At 64.9% G+C, this 21,517-nt stretch carries 21 protein-coding genes and 1 pseudogene; 11 read left to right on the top strand and 11 right to left on the bottom strand.

The window, feature by feature from the left end:
- Positions 1–6 precede the first annotated feature (6 nt).
- Genes OV287_RS25965 through OV287_RS25955 form a run of 3 tightly spaced genes read right to left on the bottom strand, consistent with a single transcriptional unit; the run spans position 7 to position 2,351 of the window.
- Positions 7–720 carry a histidine phosphatase family protein gene (locus OV287_RS25965; RefSeq protein WP_267536727.1) on the bottom strand — a complete coding sequence of 238 codons (714 nt, stop codon included), beginning with the start codon at positions 718–720 and terminating at the stop codon, positions 7–9.
- A gap of 13 nt (positions 721–733) precedes the next feature.
- Positions 734–1,558 (bottom strand): alpha/beta fold hydrolase, encoded by an 825-nt coding sequence (locus tag OV287_RS25960; RefSeq protein WP_267536726.1) that lies wholly within the window; start codon positions 1,556–1,558, stop codon positions 734–736.
- A gap of 25 nt (positions 1,559–1,583) precedes the next feature.
- Complete coding sequence (locus OV287_RS25955) at positions 1,584–2,351, bottom strand: glucose 1-dehydrogenase (RefSeq protein ID WP_267536725.1); 768 nt, start codon at positions 2,349–2,351, stop codon at positions 1,584–1,586.
- 164 nt (positions 2,352–2,515) lie between these two features.
- Here OV287_RS25955 and OV287_RS25950 point away from each other — a divergent pair, with 164 nt between their 5' ends.
- The 6 genes from OV287_RS25950 (at position 2,516) to OV287_RS25925 (ending at position 9,034) form a co-directional block, all read left to right on the top strand.
- Positions 2,516–2,995 (top strand): NfeD family protein, encoded by a 480-nt coding sequence (locus OV287_RS25950; RefSeq protein WP_267536724.1) that lies wholly within the window; start codon positions 2,516–2,518, stop codon positions 2,993–2,995.
- Entirely contained in the window at positions 2,996–4,069 is a 1,074-nt protein-coding gene (locus OV287_RS25945) for an SPFH domain-containing protein (protein ID WP_267536723.1), read from the top strand.
- A gap of 180 nt (positions 4,070–4,249) precedes the next feature.
- Positions 4,250–4,630 (top strand): hypothetical protein, encoded by a 381-nt coding sequence (locus OV287_RS25940; RefSeq protein ID WP_267536722.1) that lies wholly within the window; start codon positions 4,250–4,252, stop codon positions 4,628–4,630.
- A 197-nt stretch (positions 4,631–4,827) separates the two neighbouring features.
- The gene (locus tag OV287_RS25935) at positions 4,828–6,330 is read left to right on the top strand and encodes an ATP-binding cassette domain-containing protein (RefSeq protein ID WP_267536721.1); all 1,503 of its coding nucleotides are present in this window, start codon (positions 4,828–4,830) and stop codon (positions 6,328–6,330) included.
- A gap of 131 nt (positions 6,331–6,461) precedes the next feature.
- Positions 6,462–7,871 (top strand): DUF2254 domain-containing protein, encoded by a 1,410-nt coding sequence (locus tag OV287_RS25930; RefSeq protein ID WP_267536720.1) that lies wholly within the window; start codon positions 6,462–6,464, stop codon positions 7,869–7,871.
- Between the two features lie 8 nt (positions 7,872–7,879).
- Positions 7,880–9,034 carry a hypothetical protein gene (locus OV287_RS25925; RefSeq protein ID WP_267536719.1) on the top strand — a complete coding sequence of 385 codons (1,155 nt, stop codon included), beginning with the start codon at positions 7,880–7,882 and terminating at the stop codon, positions 9,032–9,034.
- 44 nt (positions 9,035–9,078) lie between these two features.
- Here OV287_RS25925 and OV287_RS25920 read toward each other — a convergent pair whose 3' ends face one another.
- Positions 9,079–9,867: a TOPRIM nucleotidyl transferase/hydrolase domain-containing protein gene (locus OV287_RS25920; protein WP_267536718.1), complete on the bottom strand. Its 789-nt coding sequence runs from the start codon at positions 9,865–9,867 to the stop codon at positions 9,079–9,081.
- A gap of 197 nt (positions 9,868–10,064) precedes the next feature.
- On the opposite strand from OV287_RS25920, the gene OV287_RS25915 reads away from it, so the two are divergent.
- Positions 10,065–11,255 carry an ISAzo13 family transposase gene (locus OV287_RS25915; protein WP_267542308.1) on the top strand — a complete coding sequence of 397 codons (1,191 nt, stop codon included), beginning with the start codon at positions 10,065–10,067 and terminating at the stop codon, positions 11,253–11,255.
- 23 nt (positions 11,256–11,278) lie between these two features.
- Here OV287_RS25915 and OV287_RS25910 read toward each other — a convergent pair whose 3' ends face one another.
- From OV287_RS25910 to OV287_RS25890, 6 genes and pseudogenes are all read right to left on the bottom strand, one after another.
- Positions 11,279–12,454 (bottom strand): ATP-binding protein, encoded by a 1,176-nt coding sequence (locus OV287_RS25910; RefSeq protein WP_267536717.1) that lies wholly within the window; start codon positions 12,452–12,454, stop codon positions 11,279–11,281.
- Positions 12,455–12,467: 13 nt separating this feature from the next.
- The gene (locus tag OV287_RS56495) at positions 12,468–12,680 is read right to left on the bottom strand and encodes a KTSC domain-containing protein (protein WP_373371922.1); all 213 of its coding nucleotides are present in this window, start codon (positions 12,678–12,680) and stop codon (positions 12,468–12,470) included.
- A gap of 76 nt (positions 12,681–12,756) precedes the next feature.
- Positions 12,757–12,888 (bottom strand): hypothetical protein, encoded by a 132-nt coding sequence (locus tag OV287_RS25905; protein ID WP_267536716.1) that lies wholly within the window; start codon positions 12,886–12,888, stop codon positions 12,757–12,759.
- A gap of 125 nt (positions 12,889–13,013) precedes the next feature.
- A complete protein-coding gene (locus OV287_RS25900; protein ID WP_267542417.1) occupies positions 13,014–13,664 on the bottom strand; it encodes a LysR substrate-binding domain-containing protein in 651 nt (216 codons plus the stop codon).
- Positions 13,665–13,769: 105 nt separating this feature from the next.
- Positions 13,770–13,895 (bottom strand): annotated as a pseudogene (locus OV287_RS25895) (helix-turn-helix domain-containing protein); the annotation flags it as partial.
- A gap of 37 nt (positions 13,896–13,932) precedes the next feature.
- The gene (locus OV287_RS25890) at positions 13,933–15,123 is read right to left on the bottom strand and encodes an ISAzo13 family transposase (RefSeq protein WP_267542308.1); all 1,191 of its coding nucleotides are present in this window, start codon (positions 15,121–15,123) and stop codon (positions 13,933–13,935) included.
- Positions 15,124–15,435: 312 nt separating this feature from the next.
- On the opposite strand from OV287_RS25890, the gene OV287_RS25885 reads away from it, so the two are divergent.
- The 3 genes from OV287_RS25885 to OV287_RS25875 are packed head-to-tail and all read left to right on the top strand — an operon-like array spanning position 15,436 to position 18,585.
- A complete protein-coding gene (locus OV287_RS25885; RefSeq protein WP_267536715.1) occupies positions 15,436–16,680 on the top strand; it encodes an acyl-CoA dehydrogenase family protein in 1,245 nt (414 codons plus the stop codon).
- The gene (locus OV287_RS25880; protein WP_267536714.1) at positions 16,677–17,498 is read left to right on the top strand and encodes an SDR family oxidoreductase; all 822 of its coding nucleotides are present in this window, start codon (positions 16,677–16,679) and stop codon (positions 17,496–17,498) included. The genes OV287_RS25885 and OV287_RS25880 overlap by 4 nt, the downstream gene beginning before the upstream one ends.
- Before the next feature lie 13 nt (positions 17,499–17,511).
- Positions 17,512–18,585, top strand: a complete 1,074-nt coding sequence (locus tag OV287_RS25875; protein WP_267536713.1) for a phosphotransferase family protein — start codon at positions 17,512–17,514, stop codon at positions 18,583–18,585.
- 44 nt (positions 18,586–18,629) lie between these two features.
- Here the strand turns inward: OV287_RS25875 and OV287_RS25870 are convergent, their stop codons facing one another.
- Positions 18,630–20,348, bottom strand: coding sequence for an alpha/beta fold hydrolase (locus OV287_RS25870; RefSeq protein ID WP_267536712.1), 1,719 nt, complete (start codon positions 20,346–20,348; stop codon positions 18,630–18,632).
- Positions 20,349–20,507: 159 nt separating this feature from the next.
- On the opposite strand from OV287_RS25870, the gene OV287_RS25865 reads away from it, so the two are divergent.
- Complete coding sequence (locus OV287_RS25865; protein ID WP_267536711.1) at positions 20,508–21,512, top strand: DUF481 domain-containing protein; 1,005 nt, start codon at positions 20,508–20,510, stop codon at positions 21,510–21,512.
- Positions 21,513–21,517: the final 5 nt, after the last annotated feature.

Below are 21,517 nucleotides of genomic sequence, written 5' to 3'. Positions count from 1 at the left end.
AGGCTTTCAGCGCATCGTCTGCAGCTCGGGCTCCACCAGGTGCGGTGTCCCGTTGAAGCTCCGCAGCGAAATCCGCTCTCCCGAGAAGAGGAAGTCCGTACAGGCCGTGTTCCACACCATGAGGCTGAGCGCGAACACCTTCTCCGCGCTCGCCTCCAACGTCAGCCCCGCCGCCACCGCCATTGGCCCCGCCGACGTGAACGCCGCTACCTCCGCCTTCCTCCCCGGCTGGTTCATCATCTTCCGCAGCCCTGCCTCCACCCTCGACACGAACTCGCTCCAGCGCTCCACCGCCGGATCCTCCAGCTCGCCCCGAGCCCAGGCCCGGCCCAGTGGATCCAACAGCCGGAACAGCCGCTGCGCTCCGTCCCGACCCTCCAGCGCGCCCGACTCCATCACCTCCCGCACCGACGCGTTCCGCTCTGCCAGCTTCGGCAGCAGCACCCGGAACAGTGGCTCCGCCGCGTACTCGTCCAGCTCCGGCAGCACCACCGGCTCGGGGAACCTCAGCCCCCGGGCCAGGTAGGCTGCCCGCACCGCCTCGCACGTCTGCTGGTGGCGCCGGGCGGGCCCTACGTACACCGCCTCCAACGCATGCTCCGACGCCGCCCAGACCTCACCTAGCCGCGCCGCTTGACGCTCACCCAGCTCCGACAGCCGGTCCCGGTCGTACCACTCGCCGGACGTCTGCCCATGCCGCACCAGGGTCAACACTCCCATCCTCGGCCTCCCCTCACCCCACCTGCTGCTTGCCCGGGGACACGTCCTCCAGGAAGCCCGCGAGCGCGGGGTTCACCAGCCCCGCCTCCTCCACCGTCGAGGTGTGCCCACCCCGCGGCATCCTCACCAGCTTCGAGCCCGCGATGGCCCCGTGGAGGCACTCAGCCTTGGCCGGCACCGTGGCCACGTCCTCCTCGCCTACCAGGATCAGCGTCGGCGTCTTGATGCGCGGCAGCTCCTCGTACACGCCGCGCCGCTGGATGACCCCGTTCACCGCGCGCCAGATGTCGCGTCGGTTCTCCTTCAGCCGGCGCTTCCACTCCTTCCGCTCCGCCGAGCGCGCCGGATCCTCCAGGAATGTGCGGCCGAACATGATGCCCATCACCGGGTCCGTCACCAGTCCCAGCCCCAACCAGCGCGCGACGAGGTTGAGCCGCTTGTATTTCGGAATGTTCTCCGGCGGCTCCGGATCCGCCGAGGTCTCCATCAGCACCAGCGAGCGCAGCAGGTCCGGCCGCCGGGCCGCCAGCCGCATACCCACGAAGCCGCCCATGGACAGCCCCAAGAAGTGGCACGGCCCCACGCCCAGCTTCTCGATGAGGCCCACCGCGTCCGCGTACACCGTCTCCATGTCCACGGTGTCCACCTCCCACACGTCGCTCTGGCCCTGGCCGCGATGGTCGTAGGTGATGCAGCGGTAGCGGTCCTTCAGCGCCGCCACCTGCTTGTCGAACATCCGGCCGCTCCACAGCAGGCCGTGGCTGAACACGATGGGCTCTCCCGAACCCCCGGTGTCCTCGTAATAGAGACGGGTGCCGTTGACGTCCAGGAAGGGCATGGTGCGCTCCGGGGTTGAGGGTTGCTCACATCGCCGTGCTGCCACCGTCCACCACGAGCTCCGAGCCAGTCATCAGCTTGGACTCGTCCGAAGCCAGGTACAGCACCGCGTAGGCAATATCGTCCGGCTCGCCAATGCGGCCGAGTGGAATCATGCGCGCCAGCTTCGCCTTCCCCGCTGCCATGTCGCCCGACAAGCTGGCCAGGTCATCCACCATGGGCGTCTCGATGAACGTGGGGTGCACGGAGTTGCAGCGGATGCCGTAGCCCTTGCGCGCGCAGTGCAGCGCCACCGATTTCGTCAGCAGGCGCACCCCCGCCTTGCTCGAGCAGTACGCCGGCAGGGTGTCCACCCCCACCAGCCCCGCCACCGAGCTGATGTTGATGATGGAGCCCTTCGCGCTGCTCTTGCGCATGCCTCGGATGGCGTGCTTGCAGCCCAGGAACACCCCATCCAGGTTCACCGCGTGTACCAGCCGCCACTCCTCCAGTGACAGTGACTCGATGTCCTTGGAGATGCCAATGCCCGCGTTGTTCACCACCACGTCCAGCCGGCCAAACGTGGCCACCACCTCGTCCACCACCCGCTCCCAGTCCGCCTCTTTCGTGACGTCCAGCGTCCAGGCGCGCGCGGACTCTCCCAGGGCCCCGGCCACCTCTCGGACACCAGCCTCGTTACGGTCGGTGAGCGCCACCCGAGCGCCCTCGCGCACCAGCATCGCCGCCGCGGCCTTGCCCAGCCCCGATGCGGCTCCCGTGACCAGCGCCACCTTGCCCTCGACTCTTCCGGCCATCTCGTGCCTCCTCACACTGGGCCCCCACACCCCCAGGGGGTTCGACGGCGGCGGAGCCTACCCCGCCCCCCACTCTCGGGGTCGAGGAATGTCGGCTCGGGGACGGTCGGTCCTGGCGCACTCCATCCGCGAGGTGGCAAGCTCCCGGCCGGACAGGAGCATTCATGGACATCCATGGCTGGCAGTTGTGGATCCTCGCCGCGATCATCGGGGGCGCGCTGGAGATGGCCCTCCCCGGCTTCGTGGTGCTCTGGTTTGCCGTGGGGGCGCTGGTCGCGGCCCTCGCCGCGGCAATCGGGCTGGGCATCAACGTCCAGCTCACGATCTTCATGCTCGTCTCGGTGGCGCTCTTCGCGGGCTCTCGCACCATCTTCAAGAAAGCCTTCATGCGCAACGCGTCCAACATGAAGACAGGCGTGGAGGCGATGGTGGGCCAGGAGGCATTGGTGACCGAGGCGCTCGTCGACGGGCACGGCGGCACGGTGCGCATCAACGGCGAGCTGTGGTCCGCACGCTCCCTGGGCGGCGGAGTGGCCCCGGGTGAGCTCGTCATCGTCGAGCAGGTGGAAGGTTTGAAGCTCTGGGTGCGGCGCCCCGCCGCATCCCTGGAAGTTCTCCCCAAGCAGAAGAAGGAAGGTCGTTAGATGGGTACGGGTACCGTCCTCTTTGTCATCACCGCGGTCGCCGTGGTGTTCGCTATCGTCAAGGGCCTGCGCATCGTGCCCCAGGCCAAGGTCATGGTGGTGGAGCGCCTGGGCAAGTTCCACCACGTGGCCAATAGCGGGCCAAACATCCTCATCCCGTTCTTCGACTCGCCCCGCGTGATGGAGATGCGCGTAGGCAACCGCTTCAACCGCAGCCACCTGGTGGACCTGCGCGAGCAGGTCATGGGCTTCGAGACCGTGCAGGTCATCACCCATGACAACGTCACCATGGAGGTGGGCTCGGTCATCTACTACCAGATCGTGGATCCCGCGAAGGCGCTCTACGCGGTGGAGAACCTGGCGCTGGCCATCGAGCAGCTCACGATGACGAACCTGCGCAACATCATGGGCGGGCTGACGTTGGATCAGACGCTCACCAGCCGCGAGACGGTGAACAGCAAGCTGCGCATGGTGCTGGATGAGGCCACCGAGAAGTGGGGCGTGAAGGTGACGCGGGTGGAGCTGCGCGAGATCGAGCCGCCCTCCGCCATCAAGGAAGCCATGGCCAAGCAGATGACGGCCGAGCGCGAGCGTCGCGCCGAGGTCACCAAGGCCGAGGGTGACAAGTCCGCCGCCATCCTCCAGGCCGAGGGCGAGAAGATCTCCCGGATCCTCCGCGCCGAGGCCGAGCGTGACGCCGAGGTGGCTCGCGCCGAGGGCCGCAAGCGCGCCACGCTGCTGGATGCCGAGGCGAAGGCCGATGCCACGCGGATGGTCTTCGATGCCATCAACGCCGGCGGCGGCGCGACGCCCGAAGTGCTGGCGCTGCGCTACATGGAGACGCTGCAGGAGCTGGGCAAGGGCGACAACAAGATGTTCGTCCCCTACGAGGCCACGGCGGCGCTGGGCAGCATCGCGACGCTCAAGGAGGTGTTCGCCAAGGAGGGCACCACCAAGACTCAGTCCGCGCCGAGCGCGGCGGCCCTGAGCGCCCAGTCGCTCACGCGCACCCTCCAGACCCAGCCGCCCGCCGTACCGGTGCGCAACCGTCCGGCACTCCCCTCCGAGGAGTAGCCGCAACACGCACCACCCAATCCCCTCACCACGTCAACATCCCCTCGCCCTCCGGGAGAGGATCCCCCCGTCGTTCAAAGGGGGGCAAGCCCCCCGGGGTGAGGGTATCGAGTCCCCGCGCTGGAACCTTCCGCGCCCCCCGTTGTCCGAGGGGATGCTCATCACCAAAAGGGAGAGCCCATGAAGGAAGCGTTCATCGCGGGTGGTTTCGGGATGTACCCCACGCTCATCGCGGGTCTGGCGTTGCTGTTCACCAGCCTGCGGTATGCCAGCCGCCCGGAGTCCCGCTACGTCCCGCTGATGCTCACCCTGGGGCTCTTCACGATCTTCGCGGGAGGCCTGGGCTTCATCACGGGCGTCATGAACCTGCTGCGCGCCTACGCCGGCCCGCTGGCCGCTCAGGGGCCGTCCGTCCTCTACCTCGGGCTCCAGGAAGCGCTGCACAACGTAGCCCTGGCGCTCCTGCTGAGCACGACGTCGGCGATCGCCGCGTCCATCGGCGCGTGGCGGCTCGCTCGGCAGGCCCAGGCCACCGCGCCTGCCTCCCTGCCTGTCCGCTAGGACGACTCGTCAGGGATTGCGCGGGGGCCCGTCGTTGGTTAAAACGTCCGGGCGTTGCAGTCCGAGCCCGGCAGCCCGGGCCCCCTCGAACACGAGGCTTCGTACTCCATTGAAGATCCACTCCTGAATCGTCGGCGCTGTCTCTCAGCCAACCCCCGGGCCCCTCGTGCGTGCCCGGAACGATTCCGGAGTTCCTCGTGTCACTCGTTCGCGCCCATCGCGTCTCTTTCGCGTTCTCCGACGCCGTTACCCTCTTCTCTGATGCCGAGTTCCACCTGCCCGCAGGATGGACTGGCCTCGTCGGCTCCAACGGCGCCGGCAAATCCACCCTGCTGCGGCTGCTCTCCGGCGAGCTCCAGCCCTCGGGCGGACACCTCCAATTCGAGCCGACCTCGGCGCTCGTCCACCTCTGTCCGCAGCGGGTCGAGGAGCTCACCCCCGATATCACCGCGCTCGCCGAGGCCTATGACTCACGCTCGAGGAGGCTGCTCGGCCAGCTCGGGCTGGATGTGACTGCCCTGGAGCGGTGGCCCACGCTGTCGCCCGGGGAGCGCAAGCGCTGGCAGATCGGCGCCGCCCTGGCGCGCGATCCGGACGTACTGCTGCTCGACGAGCCCACCAACCACCTCGACGCCGAGGCCCGGGAGTGGCTCATCTCCGCGCTGCGCCGCTTCCGCGGGGTGGGCCTGCTCGTCTCGCACGATCGCGAGCTGCTCGAGGCCCTCACCACCTCCACGCTGCGTGTCCACGGGGGCACCGTGCGCCTGTGGCCCGGGGCCTACTCCGCCGCGCGCGAGGCCTGGGAAGCCGAGCTGGAGGGCCGCCGCGGCGCCCGGCAGCAGGCGCAGGAGGAGCACCGCCGCCTCCAGCAGCGGCTCGACCAGACGCGCCGGGAGCAGGAGTCCGCCTCCGCCGCGCGCAACGCCGGCAGCCGCATGAGGAACAAGTACGACAGCGACGCTCGCACCCTGGGCGCCAAGAACCTCGCGAGCTGGGCGGATGCCCGTCTCGGCCGCAGTGTGACCCTCGTCCGCCGCGAGGTCGAGCGCGCCGCCAGCGCCGTCGAGTCCATCGAGGTGGAGAAGACGCTCGGCCGCTCCATCTTCGTCGACTACGTCCGCCCGCCCCATGCGCTGATGTTCAGCCTCGACGTGCCCCGATTGTGTGCGGGCGAGGTGGAGCTGTTCGGTGCGCTACGGCTCGACGTCCCGAGGGACGCCCGTATCCGCATCGAGGGCCCCAATGGCGCGGGAAAGAGCACCCTGCTGCGGGCCCTGCTCGAACAGGCGCGCGTGCCGCTGGAGCGCGTGCTGTACGTGCCGCAGGACCTGAGTGCGGACGAGACCGAGGAGGCGATCGAGTCGGTGCGCGAGCTGCCTCCCTCGGAGAAGGGCCGCGTGCTGTCCCTGGTGGCGGCGCTCGGGGTGGATCCGGATCGCCTGCTCGCCTCGGAGCAGCCGTCCCCGGGCGAGGCGCGCAAGCTGCTCATCGCGCGCGGGCTTGGGCAGCACGCCTGGGCACTCGTGCTCGACGAGCCCACCAACCACCTGGACCTGCCCTCCATCGAGCACCTGGAGGAAGCCCTGCGCGAGTACCCCGGAGCGCTGTTGCTGGTGACACACGACGCGCACTTCGCGCAGCGCTGCACCACCACGCGCTGGCGGGTGCAGGGAGGCGGCGTGGACGTCACCTCGGATTGATGACCCGCCCTCCAGGGAGGGAGGAACGGGCATCCGGGGGCCGGCTTCCTCCGTGCCTCCCTCTCGAGTGCTTGAGAACCAACACTCCAGGCCACAACTTTTCCGCGTCCCTCTGGCCAGGAGGTTGGGACATGAGTGTGGGAGTAGAGCCCGCGCCCCGGGGGCTGCGAGCGCCGCACGTGAAGCCGCGGCCGGGCCCGTCCGGGAGCGGACTCCACCGGGTGAGGCTGTGGGTGCGCGACAGCGCGTGGATCCTCCCCGCGGTGGGGGCCGTGCTCGGGGCCTTACTGGCCGTGCTCTTCGTGATCGAGCCCTTCGGCCTCGCTCACGGATGGCTGCGAGGCCTGGCCTGGCGTGCGTCCGTGAGCGATGCACGCAAGGTCCTCGCCTCGATATTTGGCATCGTCCTCACCACCCTGAGCATCGCCTTGTCGCTGTCCCTGGTGGTGCTGCAGAACGCAGCCAGCCAGTACTCCCCTCGCCTGCTGCGCCTCTTCCTCGGGAAACCGGGCTCCCGCGTCCTCATCCCCGTGTTCGTGGCCACTGGCGTCTACTGCCTCGTGGGAGTGTATGCGTTCGGCTTCACGGAGAATCAAGACGTGGCGCCCAGGCCGGCGCTCAGCATGGCCATGTTGATGCTCATCTGCTGTGGCGCGGCCCTCGTCTTCCAGATGACGTACACGCTCGACATGGTGCGCGCAGAGCAGATCGTCCGCCGGGTGCGGGTCTCCTCCCTCAAGGTCGCGCGCAAGCTGGACCGGCTGCGCCGCGAGGAGCCGGAAGCTCCTTCCATGGTGCCCGTCCCCTCCGGCACGTGGTGGCGGGTCGCCGCGCCCTCCTCCGGCTTCGTGGTGGACATCGACGCGAGGGCGCTGCTCTCTCTGGCCGAGGAACGAAGACTCTCCATCCACGTGGAGGTCAACATCGGCGAGCCGGTGATGAAGGGGGCCTCACTGGGCCGGGTAGTCCAGGAAGGCGCTCATCAGGAGGAGGCGCGAATCGCCCGGTGTGTGGAACGCGCCGTCCTCGTTGGCCGCTGGAGGGAGCCGGGCAGGGATGTGGCGCTGGGCGTGCGGCAGCTCGTGGACGTGGCCATTAAGGCGCTCTCGCCGGGAATCAATGATCCGTCCACCGCGGTGGAGGCCGTGGATCAGCTCGCCATCATGCTGTGTGTGCTGTGCCAGCTCCGGCTGGGCCCGCGCGTCCTGGCCGATTCCGAGGGGCGCCCGCGCGTCTTCCTGCGCGCGCTGGAGCTGCGGGACTACCTCGCGCTGGCCACCGCGCAGATCAGTCACTACGGCGCGGGGGAGCCAGCCGTGGTGCTGAGGCTGCTCCGACTGGCCGGGGAAGTGGGGCTGCGCGTCCGGCGGGAGCCGGACTCGAGCGCCGTCCGCGAGGTGCTCCATCAGGTGAGAGAGGACGCGGAGACGGCCCAGCCCGGCTCCTCATACCTGCCGATGCAGCAACACTACGCGGAGGAGGTGGAGCGAGCTGTGGAACGCAAGGAGCCCTTGCCCCCCCTGCCTTCGCTCGGCTACTGAGCTCTCCCATGGGAGCCGCTGGTGCCACCGCGAGCGAGGTCATCGAGCAGGCACTCGGCGCATTGCCGGCCTCCGTGCGAGAGGAGTTGCGCGCACGATTGGCGGGGGCCGACGCGCTCGTCGTCATGCACATCCGTGACGAGCGCTTCCGCTGGATGTCGCTCTTCACCTTTCCTTTCAAGGTCCTGCTGTGGAGCCTCGTCCTGCTGGTGCTCCTCTGGGTCTTCTTGCAGAACCTGACGTCGGGAGAGGGAGACCCCGGAGATGGAGACACACCGCAACGCTCCTCCCCGAAGCCGGAGGCACTGCCGCGCTACGAGGGCAGCAAGGACAGCTCCGTGCCCGTCTATGTGAGCCGGGTCGAACGCCCGGCGCGAAGCTGGATACCGGGCTTCCTGCGTTTCCGTTTCACGGTCCCGGTCCATACCGTGGAGGTGGTGACCTCACCGTCCGAGGCGCCTCCCTTTCGCTTCACGGTCTCCGGCGAGCGCCAGGGCCACGCCGCCGTGGCCGCGTTGTACGCAGTGGCTTCCGTGGCCAGACTGAAGCTCGTGGAGCTGAACCAGGGACCGCCCCCCGTGGTGGTGCACCGCGGCCATGGGCGACTCCCGCTCATGCTCGACCCCCGATCGCTGGACCTCAAGTGGGCCAGGTCCGAGGTCGCCGCTGCGGGCTTCGAGCTCGTCACCACCTCAGCGGGCCTGGAGCTGCGGCACGCCCACTCGCCGACATCCAAGGGACTGGCCTGGGTCTTCCTCGTGGGGATGCTGCTCGTCTCGCCCGCATTCTTGTGGCTCGCGAGCTTCCGGCGCCTGCTGCTGAACTTCCTGTTCGATGCGTGGGGCCGTCCCCCAGGCGCCGATGTCTTCTTCGTCGATGGCGAGGCCGTGGGCTACTGCTACAAGCGGGCGGGACGAACGTGGTCACGCGTCGCAGTGCCGAGAAGCCAGTTGCAAGCCATCGTCTTCGGGGAGGAGCTCGGCTTCGATGACCAGGTGAGCTACGGGCAGCCGAGGCTGCGTCTCGTCGGGAACGGGTCCGTATACACGGTGGACTACAGCCTAGGAGACAGACTCGGCAACGCCATCCGTGACCTCCTCGTGAGCGAGGTTCTCGCTTCGGAGTCCACTCGCCCTGGGGCAACAGCCTCGACAGGCAGCTGACTCACCGCCTGGCCCGGCGGCGCGCATTCTCCCGCATCCCGGCTTCAAGCCGCGCCGCTTGCAAGACCTGAGGATGAAGCATGATGGACAGGGCGGGCGGGCGGGCCATGGCGTCCAGTCTTTGCGGATGCAAAAGCGCAAATGGCATTACAGAGCCGCTCAAGAGAAGAAAACCGCGCACCCTTGCCCCAAGCATGGGTTAGGCAGTAAGCAATAAATAGACTATGTTTATCAACATCCTTGATATTGAGGGAGTGCTCTTGTCGAACTTCCTCTTTGATCTTCATCCAAGCTTCCCGGCCAATTTCGGCCTCGACGACGTCTTGAATCTTCGTGCTCCACATCACGTGATCCGGTGCCCAGAGAGTATCCGCCGGGAACGGCTCTACGCTCGAGTTACACAGGCACAATATGTCTCGATTATCCTTTTCATGCTTCTCTCTATGTCCTTGCTTGGTTTCATCACCATCTGCATCGAAGACTACAAAAGTAGGAATTTTAAGGCTCTTGGCCACGGCCAAGGGTTCGACCATGCGACTCTTCCCGCCAACAGCCACGAAGTGACCGCCTAGGCGAATGAAGTCATCATAGATGCCCAGCAACTCAAGGCACGCAGTGATACATGCAACATCTTCAGGACCCTCCACCAACACGACAACCTCAGAGAAGAACATCTCATTCAAAGAGGGCTGAAGCGCCTGCTCCAGTTTAACGAGCGCATTGTTCTTTGTTTTGATATTGCGAGAAGTCTTGGTACTCAAAACTGAAGCAACTTGTTCGAGCGTTGCTGAAGTGATGTGTGCTTCTTGTTCGGAGGGATCTCGCCGGACCACCCTAACATCCTCAAATCCGCGAGCGGAGATGAAGTAAGGGGCTGTCGCAAAATAAGTGTAATGAAAGTGATAATGAGCCCACCAGGCAGGCAGCCATGGGGCTGGTCGCTGCGTAAGAGGCATTTCGTGGGCATGTTGTATGCGTGAAAGTAGATCTCGAAGCCTTGCGCGCCAAGTTCAAGGCCCTGGCCCCCATCATGGACGAGAGGGTCAGCCGCCTGTGGGCTGCGGCTGAAGTGGAAAGCCTTGGACGCGGAGGAACCGCAGCGCTCCAGCGGGCAACGGGGATCAGTGGTCGTCGCATCTGGAAGGGCAAGAAAGAGCTGGCGGAGCTTCGGCGGCAACCGCCTTCAAGGGCTTCAACGTCGCGAGTGCGTCGGCCAGGAGGAGGAAGAAGGCGCCTGAGCGCAAAGGACGCGAGGTTGCTGGGTGACCTCCAGGCGCTGCTCGAGCCGGTGACGCGCGGCGAACCGCAATCGCCGCTTCAATGGACGACGAAGAGCGTGAGGCACCTTGCGTCGGAGTTGAGAGAGCGAGGGCATGAGGTGAGTAGCGACACCGTCGCGCGGATGCTGCACGAAGCGGGGTATAGCTTGCAGGCTCCGCGTAAGGAGGAAGAGGGAGGCAGCCATCCAGATAGGAATGCACAGTTTCGTTACATCGCTCGACAAGCGAAGGCCTTTCAGCGGCGCCGACAACCAGTGGTGTCCGTCGACTCGAAGAAGAAGGAGTTGATTGGAAACTTCAAGACCCCGGGTCGGGAGTGGCAGCTCCAAGGCCAAGCGCCCAGAGTCAACGCCTACGATTTTCCGGATATGGCTGAGGGCAAAGCGATTCCCTATGGAGTGTATGACTTGGCCCGTGACGAGGGCTGGGTCAACGTTGGGACGGACCATGACACTCCTGAGTTCGCAGTCCAGTCGCTTCGGCGTTGGTGGCTCACGATGGGCAGGCATGCATATCCTCATGCAAGAGAGCTTCTGGTGGTAGCGGATGCTGGGGGTTCGAACTCGGCACGGTCGCGGGTATGGAAGAAGTGCCTGCAAGAATTTGCAGATGCCACGGGGTTGAAGGTCTCCGTCAGCCATTACCCTCCGGGCACGAGCAAATGGAACAAGATCGAGCATCGACTCTTTGCCCAGATCACGCTCAACTGGCGAGGCCGACCGCTAACGAGCTATCAAGTTGTCATCAATCTCATCGGCAGCACCACGACACGCACGGGACTGTGTGTTCGGGCTGCCCTGGATACGAGGGAGTACCCCCTTGGCGTTCGCGTCAGCGCAGCGGACTTTGGGCAACTGAACATCCGAAAGAAGCGGTTTCACGGGGAATGGAACTACTCGCTCTCTCCGAGACGGCAAGCGAGCGCTCAGCTGGTGAAATAATTACACTTATTTTGCGACAGCCCCTAAGGGCTGTGGGTACACACAAGAACCTGGGAAGACGCGCTAGCCAACGTCTGAAAAACCCTAGATAGATGCTTTGCTTGCGAAGGGTGCTGATAAAGCTCAGGCTCCTCACACCCAAGTATTAGCGTTGTCTTTGACGAGTCCTTATAATTTGCCAACTCATGAAGCAGCGCAATCAGGAACGCCCGTTGAAGCCCATGCCCGAAACGAGCCATGTTTCCACTGAAACGACTCTCTCCAGCGATGATTTTTGCAACCGGCTCTTGGATATTGATGTAGCTTTCGGGTTGATTGTGCCACTCAACTCGCAAGTGCGCATCCGATTGAACCAGTCCTTTAATGCGTGTATCAAGGGACTGAGAGAGGGTGGATAGAAGCTCCTGGCGTCTTTCGAGAATCTCCCGATATCTGGCCTGCACCTCTCTGCGCAACTCGTTTAGTGGGTTATCGAAGGCCGCTGCAGCTTGCAGGGTTCGCTCCAGCAAGACCCCCAATGCAGATTTCTTTGTCTCCAGTTGCTCTGTGGCGGCGTCTTTAACAGCGGGCAAATACACCCAGTGGACATATTTTTGTAGACGATTTGCACCTTTCGTAATCCCGTAGAACTGATCCTTGCTCTGCACCGGTTCGCACAGTTCGGGATGGGCACTCTCATACCGCGACAATTCGGTATGCATTTCTTTCTTTGATGTAACGAGTCCCAATTCTGGTATTTCACTCTTTATCTGATTATAAATCTCCTTCAGGATTGCAGCCGACTCCCCATCGTCGAATTTGGCGAAGAACTGGGTGAATCGCTTCATGACCATGCGTTGGCCATACTGCATCACCTCCGCTTTTCGGGTCTCGGAACTCCATAAAGCCACAGAGGAAATGATGAGTTCACCTTGACGATAGTACGCCTGAAAGTCTTGTTGTGCCTCAGGAGAAAGATTATTGAAGGTGACTGTGATTCGGATGGGGCGAGATGTGTCCTTCTTGTGAAAGTCTTCCTCATCCAAGTAGACAACGTCCGTGCTGGCTCCGCTCTGGTCTCTGAAGAAGATATTTAGCGCTGTGAGAATCGTGGACTTACCGACTCCGTTGGTCCCAACGAGGCACGTGTACCTGTTGAGGTGAATGGTCTCGTCTCGGTAGGCACGAAAATTCTCGATTCTGATGCTTTTGATTTGCATTGTTTTCCTGGTCTTACCGAATGCGTCGATAGGAAAATCGATCCTTTATTCTTTCATGGAGAAAGGCCCCCTTCGATGGGGCACGCATGAGTGCATCGTAAAGAGCGGCGGGGACTCCGAGATACTGGTAAATAGCTGAATCCTTGAATTCGACTTCGAGCGTCTGTGACTCAGGTACGTACCCTATTGAAGCTACATTGCTCGATTGGACTGGTTGGCGGAGCATCTTCCGGGCGATGGTTTGAGGAACTTGGCTGCGATGCTCTGGCAGAATGTTCAATCGGCGCAATCTGAATCAATGTTCAGCCCCCCTCCACTTCGGAGATGAAGTAGAAGACAGCGGAGTCCACACGTCCCATTGGGGGCGTGGCGAAGAAGCGAGCAGCACGCCAGAACTCTCCATCAGCCAGCAACGGCACGCCTACCCTGGACATCGTCGCGTGTCCCGATTCAGAGCCTCCGGCAAGTGCTGGCCTACCTGACAAAATTCAACGATAACCGGCAGTCTTAGAGCAACTAAGCTTCTTTCAGCACTGGACCTATCGCGGTTACGTGGTCATTACCTCGAACCGCTCCTCGACTGGCGGCGCGCTCCTCTCGGCTTCACGTCTTCGCGCAGCCCCTCCGACAGGCCAAGGAGTTCCGTGCGCAGCCACTGGCTGCGTGGCTCACCGTCCACCTGGCGATGCCAGTAGAGGTGGAGTTCCACCGGCGGGAGTTCCACCGGCATCGGCAGGAGGTGGTTGCCGAGAGGAGCATTGAGCGCCTCCGCATGGCGCCGCGGCATCGTGAGGAGCAGGTCCGAGCCGGCAACAATGTGGCACGCTGCCTCGGGATGCTGGCAGCGCACGGAGACCTCCCGCTGGTAGCCCAGGCGGCTGAGCAACAGGTCCTCGAAGGCCAGGCCCGTGCGCCTCGAGGACACGGTGACGTGCCGCGCGGCCAGATAGGCCTCCACATCCAACCTCCGCTTCCGCGCGCTGACGACACAAAAAGTGTCGCGCTGCAACAGCGTGTGGCGCAGGTCGGCCCCGGTCGGCTGAGCCACGTCCACGGCCAGATCCAACCTCCCCGACGCCAGGTCCCTCTCGAGACTGGCTCGATCGAGCCGCACGCTCGCGATCCGGACCTGGGGGGCGCGCTCGCGCAGACGCGTGACGAATCGTGGGAGGAACGCGGGCTCCAGCTCGTCGTTCATCGCGAGGGTCACGTGGCCCACGTCGCGCCGGGGATCGAAATGACGGGTGCGATCCACGGCCTGCTGGAACAACCCGAGCGCCTCCTGGATCCCCGGTGCCAGACGCTCGGCGAGCGGGGTCGGCGCCACGCCGCGCCCCTGCCGCACGAAGAGCGGATCATCGAGTTGCTCCCGCAGCCGCGCCAGGGCGTGGCTCACCGCGGACTGGCTCAGGAACAGGATCTCGGCGGCCCGCGTGAGGTTCCGCTCCCGGTAGGGGGCTGTCGCAAAATAAGTGTAATTATTTCACCAGCTGAGCGCTCGCTTGCCGTCTCGGAGAGAGCGAGTAGTTCCATTCCCCGTGAAACCGCTTCTTTCGGATGTTCAGTTGCCCAAAGTCCGCTGCGCTGACGCGAACGCCAAGGGGGTACTCCCTCGTATCCAGGGCAGCCCGAACACACAGTCCCGTGCGTGTCGTGGTGCTGCCGATGAGATTGATGACAACTTGATAGCTCGTTAGCGGTCGGCCTCGCCAGTTGAGCGTGATCTGGGCAAAGAGTCGATGCTCGATCTTGTTCCATTTGCTCGTGCCCGGAGGGTAATGGCTGACGGAGACCTTCAACCCCGTGGCATCTGCAAATTCTTGCAGGCACTTCTTCCATACCCGCGACCGTGCCGAGTTCGAACCCCCAGCATCCGCTACCACCAGAAGCTCTCTTGCATGAGGATATGCATGCCTGCCCATCGTGAGCCACCAACGCCGAAGCGACTGGACTGCGAACTCAGGAGTGTCATGGTCCGTCCCAACGTTGACCCAGCCCTCGTCACGGGCCAAGTCATACACTCCATAGGGAATCGCTTTGCCCTCAGCCATATCCGGAAAATCGTAGGCGTTGACTCTGGGCGCTTGGCCTTGGAGCTGCCACTCCCGACCCGGGGTCTTGAAGTTTCCAATCAACTCCTTCTTCTTCGAGTCGACGGACACCACTGGTTGTCGGCGCCGCTGAAAGGCCTTCGCTTGTCGAGCGATGTAACGAAACTGTGCATTCCTATCTGGATGGCTGCCTCCCTCTTCCTCCTTACGCGGAGCCTGCAAGCTATACCCCGCTTCGTGCAGCATCCGCGCGACGGTGTCGCTACTCACCTCATGCCCTCGCTCTCTCAACTCCGACGCAAGGTGCCTCACGCTCTTCGTCGTCCATTGAAGCGGCGATTGCGGTTCGCCGCGCGTCACCGGCTCGAGCAGCGCCTGGAGGTCACCCAGCAACCTCGCGTCCTTTGCGCTCAGGCGCCTTCTTCCTCCTCCTGGCCGACGCACTCGCGACGTTGAAGCCCTTGAAGGCGGTTGCCGCCGAAGCTCCGCCAGCTCTTTCTTGCCCTTCCAGATGCGACGACCACTGATCCCCGTTGCCCGCTGGAGCGCTGCGGTTCCTCCGCGTCCAAGGCTTTCCACTTCAGCCGCAGCCCACAGGCGGCTGACCCTCTCGTCCATGATGGGGGCCAGGGCCTTGAACTTGGCGCGCAAGGCTTCGAGATCTACTTTCACGCATACAACATGCCCACGAAATGCCTCTTACGCAGCGACCAGCCCCATGGCTGCCTGCCTGGTGGGCTCATTATCACTTTCATTACACTTATTTTGCGACAGCCCCTAGACGACGTCGAACACCCGGAAGAGGTTGAGGTCGAGCTGGGACAGCCTCGTCGATTCATGAGCCGCATTCATGGCGACACATGACCAACATTCACTGGATTCATCAAGGGGCCCCGCCGCAGGATGGGGCGTCGAGACAAGGGGCCTCTCATGAACTTCGAGCCGAGTGACCGTTCCAAGGACTACCGCGAGCGCGTGCGCCGCTTCATCCGCGAGCACATCCAGCCCGTGGAGGCGCAGTATTGGGCGCAGCTCCGCGCGGCCAGCCATGGCGGCGACTGGCGGCGCTGGAAGATCCTCCCCATCGTGGAGGAGCTCAAGGCGCGCGCCCGAGCCCAGGGCCTGTGGAACCTGTTCCTGCCCGATGCGACGCTCGGCGCTGGCCTCAGCACCCTGGAGTACGCCCCCGTCGCCGAGGAGATGGGCCGCAGCTTCATGGCTCCCGAGATCTTCAACTGCAACGCCCCGGACACCGGCAACATGGAGGTGCTCTGGAGGTACGGCTCCGAGGAGCAGAAGGCACGCTGGCTCACGCCGCTGCTCGCCGGAGAGATCCGCTCCGTCTTCTGCATGACCGAGCCCGATGTCGCCTCCTCGGATGCGACCAACATGCAGGCCACGGCCGTCGTCCAGGGCGATGAGGTGGTGCTCAACGGAAAGAAGTGGTGGTCGAGTGGCATCGGCGACCCGCGAGCGAAGGTCGCCATCTTCATGGCCCGCACCCCCAGCGAGGGGGGAGATCGCCACCATCAGCACTCGATGGTGCTGGTACCGCTGGAAGCGAAAGGCGTGGAGATCCAGCGCATGCTCCCGGTGTACGGCGATTACGACGAGCCCCACGGCCACGGCGAGGTGCACTTCCGTGACGTGCGGGTGCCTCTCACCCATGTCATCGCGGGCCCGGGACGGGGCTTCGAGATCGCCCAGGGACGTCTCGGCCCCGGCCGCATCCACCACTGCATGCGCTGCATCGGCGCAGCAGAACAGGCGCTCGATCTGATGATCGACCGCGGAATGAACCGCACCGCCTTCGGCAAGCCGCTGCTCAACCTCGGCGGCAACCGCGAGCGCGTCGCCGAGGCCCGCATCGCCATCGACCAGGCGCGCCTCCTCACCCTCTACGCCGCCTGGAAGCTGGACGAGCTCGGCGCCCTCGGCGCGATGAGTGAGATCTCCGCCATCAAGGTCGTGGCGCCCAACGTGCTGCAGAAGGTCGTGGATGACGCCATCCAGATCCACGGTGGCGCCGGGGTGTCGCACGACACGCCGCTCTCGAGCTTCTTCGCCCAGGCGCGTACCCTGCGGCTCGCGGATGGACCGGATGAAGTCCACAAGGGTCTCATCGCCCGTATCGAGCTCTCCCGGCGTGGGTTCTCCAGGAGCCGCGAATCATGAGTGAACAGCGCATCTTCATCACCGGCGGCGCCAGCGGGCTCGGACAGTCCATCGCCCTGCGCTACGCTCGCGCCGGATGGCGGGTCTGCATCGCCGACGTCAACGACGCTCGGGGGGCGGAGACCCAGAAGACCCTCGCCTCCCTCACCCCTCACGCGCACTACCTCCGCTGCGACGTGACCCGCGAGGAGGACCTGGGCGCGGCCTCCGAGTGGCTCGCCTCGAACTGGGGCGGCGTCGACGTGGTGGTCAACAACGCCGGTGTTGCCCAGGCAGGCGCCATCGAGGAGGTCTCGCTCGACGACTGGCAATGGATCATCGACATCAACCTCCTGGGCGTCGTGCGCGGCTGCAAGGTCTTCACACCGCTGTTCAAGCGCCAGGGCCACGGGCACTTCGTCAACGTGGCCTCCATGGCCGGTCTGCTCGATGTGCCGATGATGAGCAGCTACAACGCGACCAAGGCCGCTGTCGTCTCGCTGTCCGAGACGCTTCAGAACGAGCTCGCCGATGATCACATCGGCGTCAGCCTCGTCTGCCCGTCCTTCTTCAAGACCAACCTCACCGAGTCCCTGCGCACCTCCAGCCCTGGCCTGCGAACGGCCATGGGCAAGCTGCTCGAGCGCTCGCCCATCACCGCGGACGACATTGCCGACCGGATCTTCCGGGCGGTCGAGCAGCGCGCGTTCTATGTCCTGCCCCACTCGGAGGGCCGTCAGGCCTGGCTGATGAAGCGGCTCCTGCCTCGAGGCCTCTATGCCTCGTTGATCCGCAAGCGCACCCGCCGGATGCGCAGCTATGGGACGCAGCAGGCCTGATAGACAAGGACCCATGTCATCCACTCCCCCCCTCGATGAGGCCCGGGCGGTACGCGCAGGCGAGGAGCTCGACGTCGCCGCCGTGGACGCCTGGCTCAAGACCCAGGTGCCCTCGCTGGAGGGCACGCCCAAGGTCACCCAGTACGCAGGTGGCGCCTCCAACTGGACCTACCGTCTCGAGTACGCGAACCGAGACCTCATCCTGCGCAGGCCCCCCGCGGGCACCAAGGCCAGGTCGGCACACGACATGGCGCGCGAGTACACGGTGCAGAAGGCTCTCAAGCCCGTCTACCCCGCTGTGCCCACCATGATCGGGCTGTGTCAGGACCCGAGCGTCATCGGCGCCGACTTCTACGTGATGGAGCGGATCGCCGGCCTCATCCCCCGCTCGCGCATGCCCCCGGGGCTGCGTCTGGACGCGGCGCAGACCCGGCAGCTCTGCCTCAACGTCATCGACAAGCTCATCGAGCTGCACCGGGTGGACTACCGGGCCGTGGGACTCGAATCGCTCGGCAAGGGCGCCGGCTACCCCCGGCGGCAGATCGAGGGCTGGTCGGATCGCTACGAGAAGGCCCGCACCTGGAACGTCCCCAGCTTCCGCTCCGTGCGCGATTGGCTCGCGGCCCATACCCCCGACGACGTCGCCACCTGCGTCATCCACAATGACTGGCGCTTCGACAACGTGGTGCTCCACCCCGAGCGCCCCACCGAAGTCATCGGCGTGCTCGACTGGGAAATGGCGACCCTGGGCGATCCGCTGATGGACCTCGGCAACACCCTCGCCTACTGGGTGCATGCGGACGATCCCTGGCTGATGCGCATCACTCGCCGTCAGCCCACCCACCTGCCCGGCATGCTCCGGCGCGAGGAGGTGGTCTCCTACTACCTCGAGCGCACCGGGCTGAAGCCAGCCAACTGGGCCTTCTACGAGGTCTACGGCCTGTTCCGCCTCGCCGTCATCGCCCAGCAGATCTACTACCGCTACCACTACAAGCAGACGCGCAATCCGGCGTTCAAGAACTTCTGGATCCTCATCAACTACTTCGACTGGCGTTGCCGGGGCATCATCAAGAGAAGCCGAAGCTGAAAGAGCCTGGGCGCCCAACGACGAGCGGCGCCCAGGCCGTAGGCTCAAGCCTTCTGCGTGGCTTCGAGGTGCTCGAGGATGTGCGGGAACACGTCCTTCGCCGCGTTCTTGCCGAAGATGCAGTCGATGTGGCCGTACTCCGGAATGACCCGCCGCGAGTACAGCCCCGGCCCGTTCGCCCTGACGAGCGCATCGAGCGTCTTCTGCGTGCTCTCCGGCAGGAAGCACCCGTTGCGCTCACCGTGGATGAAGCGGATGGGCAACGCCATGCGCTCCAAGTGAGGCCGGTAGCTGTCCCTCTCCGAGGCGTCCACGATGTGGCCCGCGCGAACCATGTCCGCGATCCCATCGAAGGCCTTCATGGTGGCCAGGCCGAACATCTCGTGCAGCGCAGCGTGCGTCGCCTCGTTGAGCTGCGCGTGCTCGTACAGCAGCGAGTACATGAAGGTGATGCGGTGGCACACCGGGCTGTCGCACTCCTCGTCCTTGTCCACCGGGTAGAGGTCCACCGCCTTGTTGTAGAGGCGCCCCAGCCAGTCGGACTTCGTGTCCGTGTAGGCCGTCATGGACCTGAAGCCCAGCTTCTCCAGCACGTTCGGCGTGTGCAGCCCGGCCTTGAGGCCCACCAGCTTGGGCACCACGAACTCGGTGGAGATCTGCGACATCACCGCCGAGCGCACCCCCTCGAGCCCACCCAACAGCGCCATGCTGAAGGTGGTGGCTCCGAAGCAATGGGCCACCATCTGCACCGAGGGCGCGCCCGTCACCTCCCGCACCTTCGCCACCGCCGCTGGGTAGTCCTTCAGCGCCACGTCATCGGCGGAGTACTGCGTGTTGGCCGCCGACAGCAGGATGCTGGAGCGGTAGTCCAGCAGCCACACGTCGTAGCCATTCGCGCACAGGTACTCGAGCAGGTTGGTCTCGATGGTATCGATGGTGAAGATGCGGCTGGAGACCCCCAGGCCATGGGAGAGGATGACGGGTCCCTTGGAACCAGCCTGGTGGCGCGTGAGCAGCAGCTCCAGCCCATCGCTCGTCTTGAATGGAACGAACTGAGGCGCGGGCACGCGGAGGGAGCGCTTCGCGCGGGGAGCCGCGTCGGGATCGAACACGGACTCCGGTGACGTGGCCCCGCCGTAGTAGTCGTACACCACGCCAGCGAAGTAGCGGCCGAAGCGCACCAGGGTCTCCAGCCGCTCCTCGGTGTCCCGGGCGTTGATGGCCTCGAGCGTGCCGAGCTGCTGGATGAAGTCCTCCGGGGCAATCCGCATCACGCCCTTCCCCACCACCGTCCCACGCTCATCCACGCCCTCGTAGAGCGTGATGTAGAGCGTGGAGGTGTCGTGCCACACCTTCCAGAGCGGGCCCTCGCGGACGATCTTGTCGCCGGAGAAGAAGAAAGAGCGTCCATCCGAGGCGGTCAGCCGCATGCGGTACTTCATCCGCCGCGTCTCGACGGCGTTCTCGTCCTTCACGAACAGGTTGAACGTGCCGTGCGATACCGTCAGCGGCTGGGGTGACAACGCCGGCGCCATCGCCGTGCCCGCGGTCTGGGCCTCGTGCCGCTCATCATCGACGAGCTTGTCCAGGTCATCGGAAGTGATGGTCAGCACGAACTCGATGGAGGAACCCGCCCGCTCTCCCCGCTGCTCCGCCGCCTCGAACTCCTCGGGCTTGCTCGCCGCGCCACCCTCCAGGGCGAAGTAACCCTTCATCCTCTCGGTAAAACGGATGCCCGGCTTCTGCTCTGCGGACGGTTTCATGGTGATTCCCTTTCCCGACGAGTCAGTTCATCTGTCGGGTTCCCCCTCGCCTCATCATTGCACCCGCGGTGATTTTGCGCCAAGACTCCGCGTTGCTCTGGCAACGGAGTGGCCTTTCACCCACCCACCAGAGTCCTTCATTTCTCAGCCGAGTCCGCCGTGCTTCCTGTCCACGCCCTTCTGTCCGCCTTCCTGACGTTCCAGACCCCTGCTCCCGCGCAGCATTCCGCTCCGGCGCAGGCCACCACCCCCGAGCAGGCCGCCTCCGCCGCCGAGCGCGCCGCGACCTCCGCCGAGCGCGCCGCCGCCGCCGCCGAGCGCGCCGCCGAGGCCAACGCCCGCATGGCTGAGGCCATCGAGAGCCTCGCCCGAGGCATTGCCAGCACGGCGCCTCCCGCCGAGCAGAAACCCGAGACTCCCGCCGAGAAGAAGGAAGAGGCCAAGAAGGACGTCTGGGACGTCACGGTGGGCCTGGGCCTCATCTTCATCACCGGCAACGCCTCCACCGTCACGTTCAACGGCCTGGTCGCCGCGGAGCGCAAGTCGGAGAACTGGATCTACTCCGTCAAGGCCTCGGGCGTTTACGGCGAGAGCCGTCCGCCCGGGCTGGAGGGAGAGGTGGAGACGGTGGCTCAGGTGACGGCGCTCAACGCGGCCCTGCAGCTGCGCGGAGACCGCCGGTTCAACGAGAAGATCAGCGGCTACCTGCTGGGCGCCGCGGACACGGACCACGTGCGCAGCGTGGAGTTCCGCGGCGCGGGCGAGGCGGGTGTCGGCATCATCTGGTTGGACCAGAAGCGTAAGGACGGCGGTGAGTCCTTCCTGCGCACCGACCTCGCCTTCCGCTACGCCCGCGAGATGCGCTTCCAGTACTACCCCATCCGCTCCAATCTGCCGGACGTGTCGATCGGCGGCCCTCGTCTCGGCGTGGCCTTCCGCTACGGCATCTCCAAGGACGTGTCGTTCCTGGAAGAGTTCAGCGTGCTGCCCAGCCTCGTCGATGACTCGCGCCTGCTCATCAACAGCCAGACGCAGCTCACCGTACGGCTGACGAAGACGCTGTCGATCGCCACCACCTTCCTCTTCCAGTACGACAGCGTTCCGGCCCCGGGCAAGCTGCCCACCGACACCTCGTTGTCGGTGAGCGCCGCGATCACCTTCTAAGCGCT

Origin of the sequence: Archangium lansingense, assembly GCF_026626635.1 — a bacterium.
Lineage (GTDB): Bacteria > Myxococcota > Myxococcia > Myxococcales > Myxococcaceae > Archangium > Archangium lansingense.
Note: the sequence above shows the minus strand (reverse complement) of the source record. Positions and strands in the feature narration are given on the sequence as shown.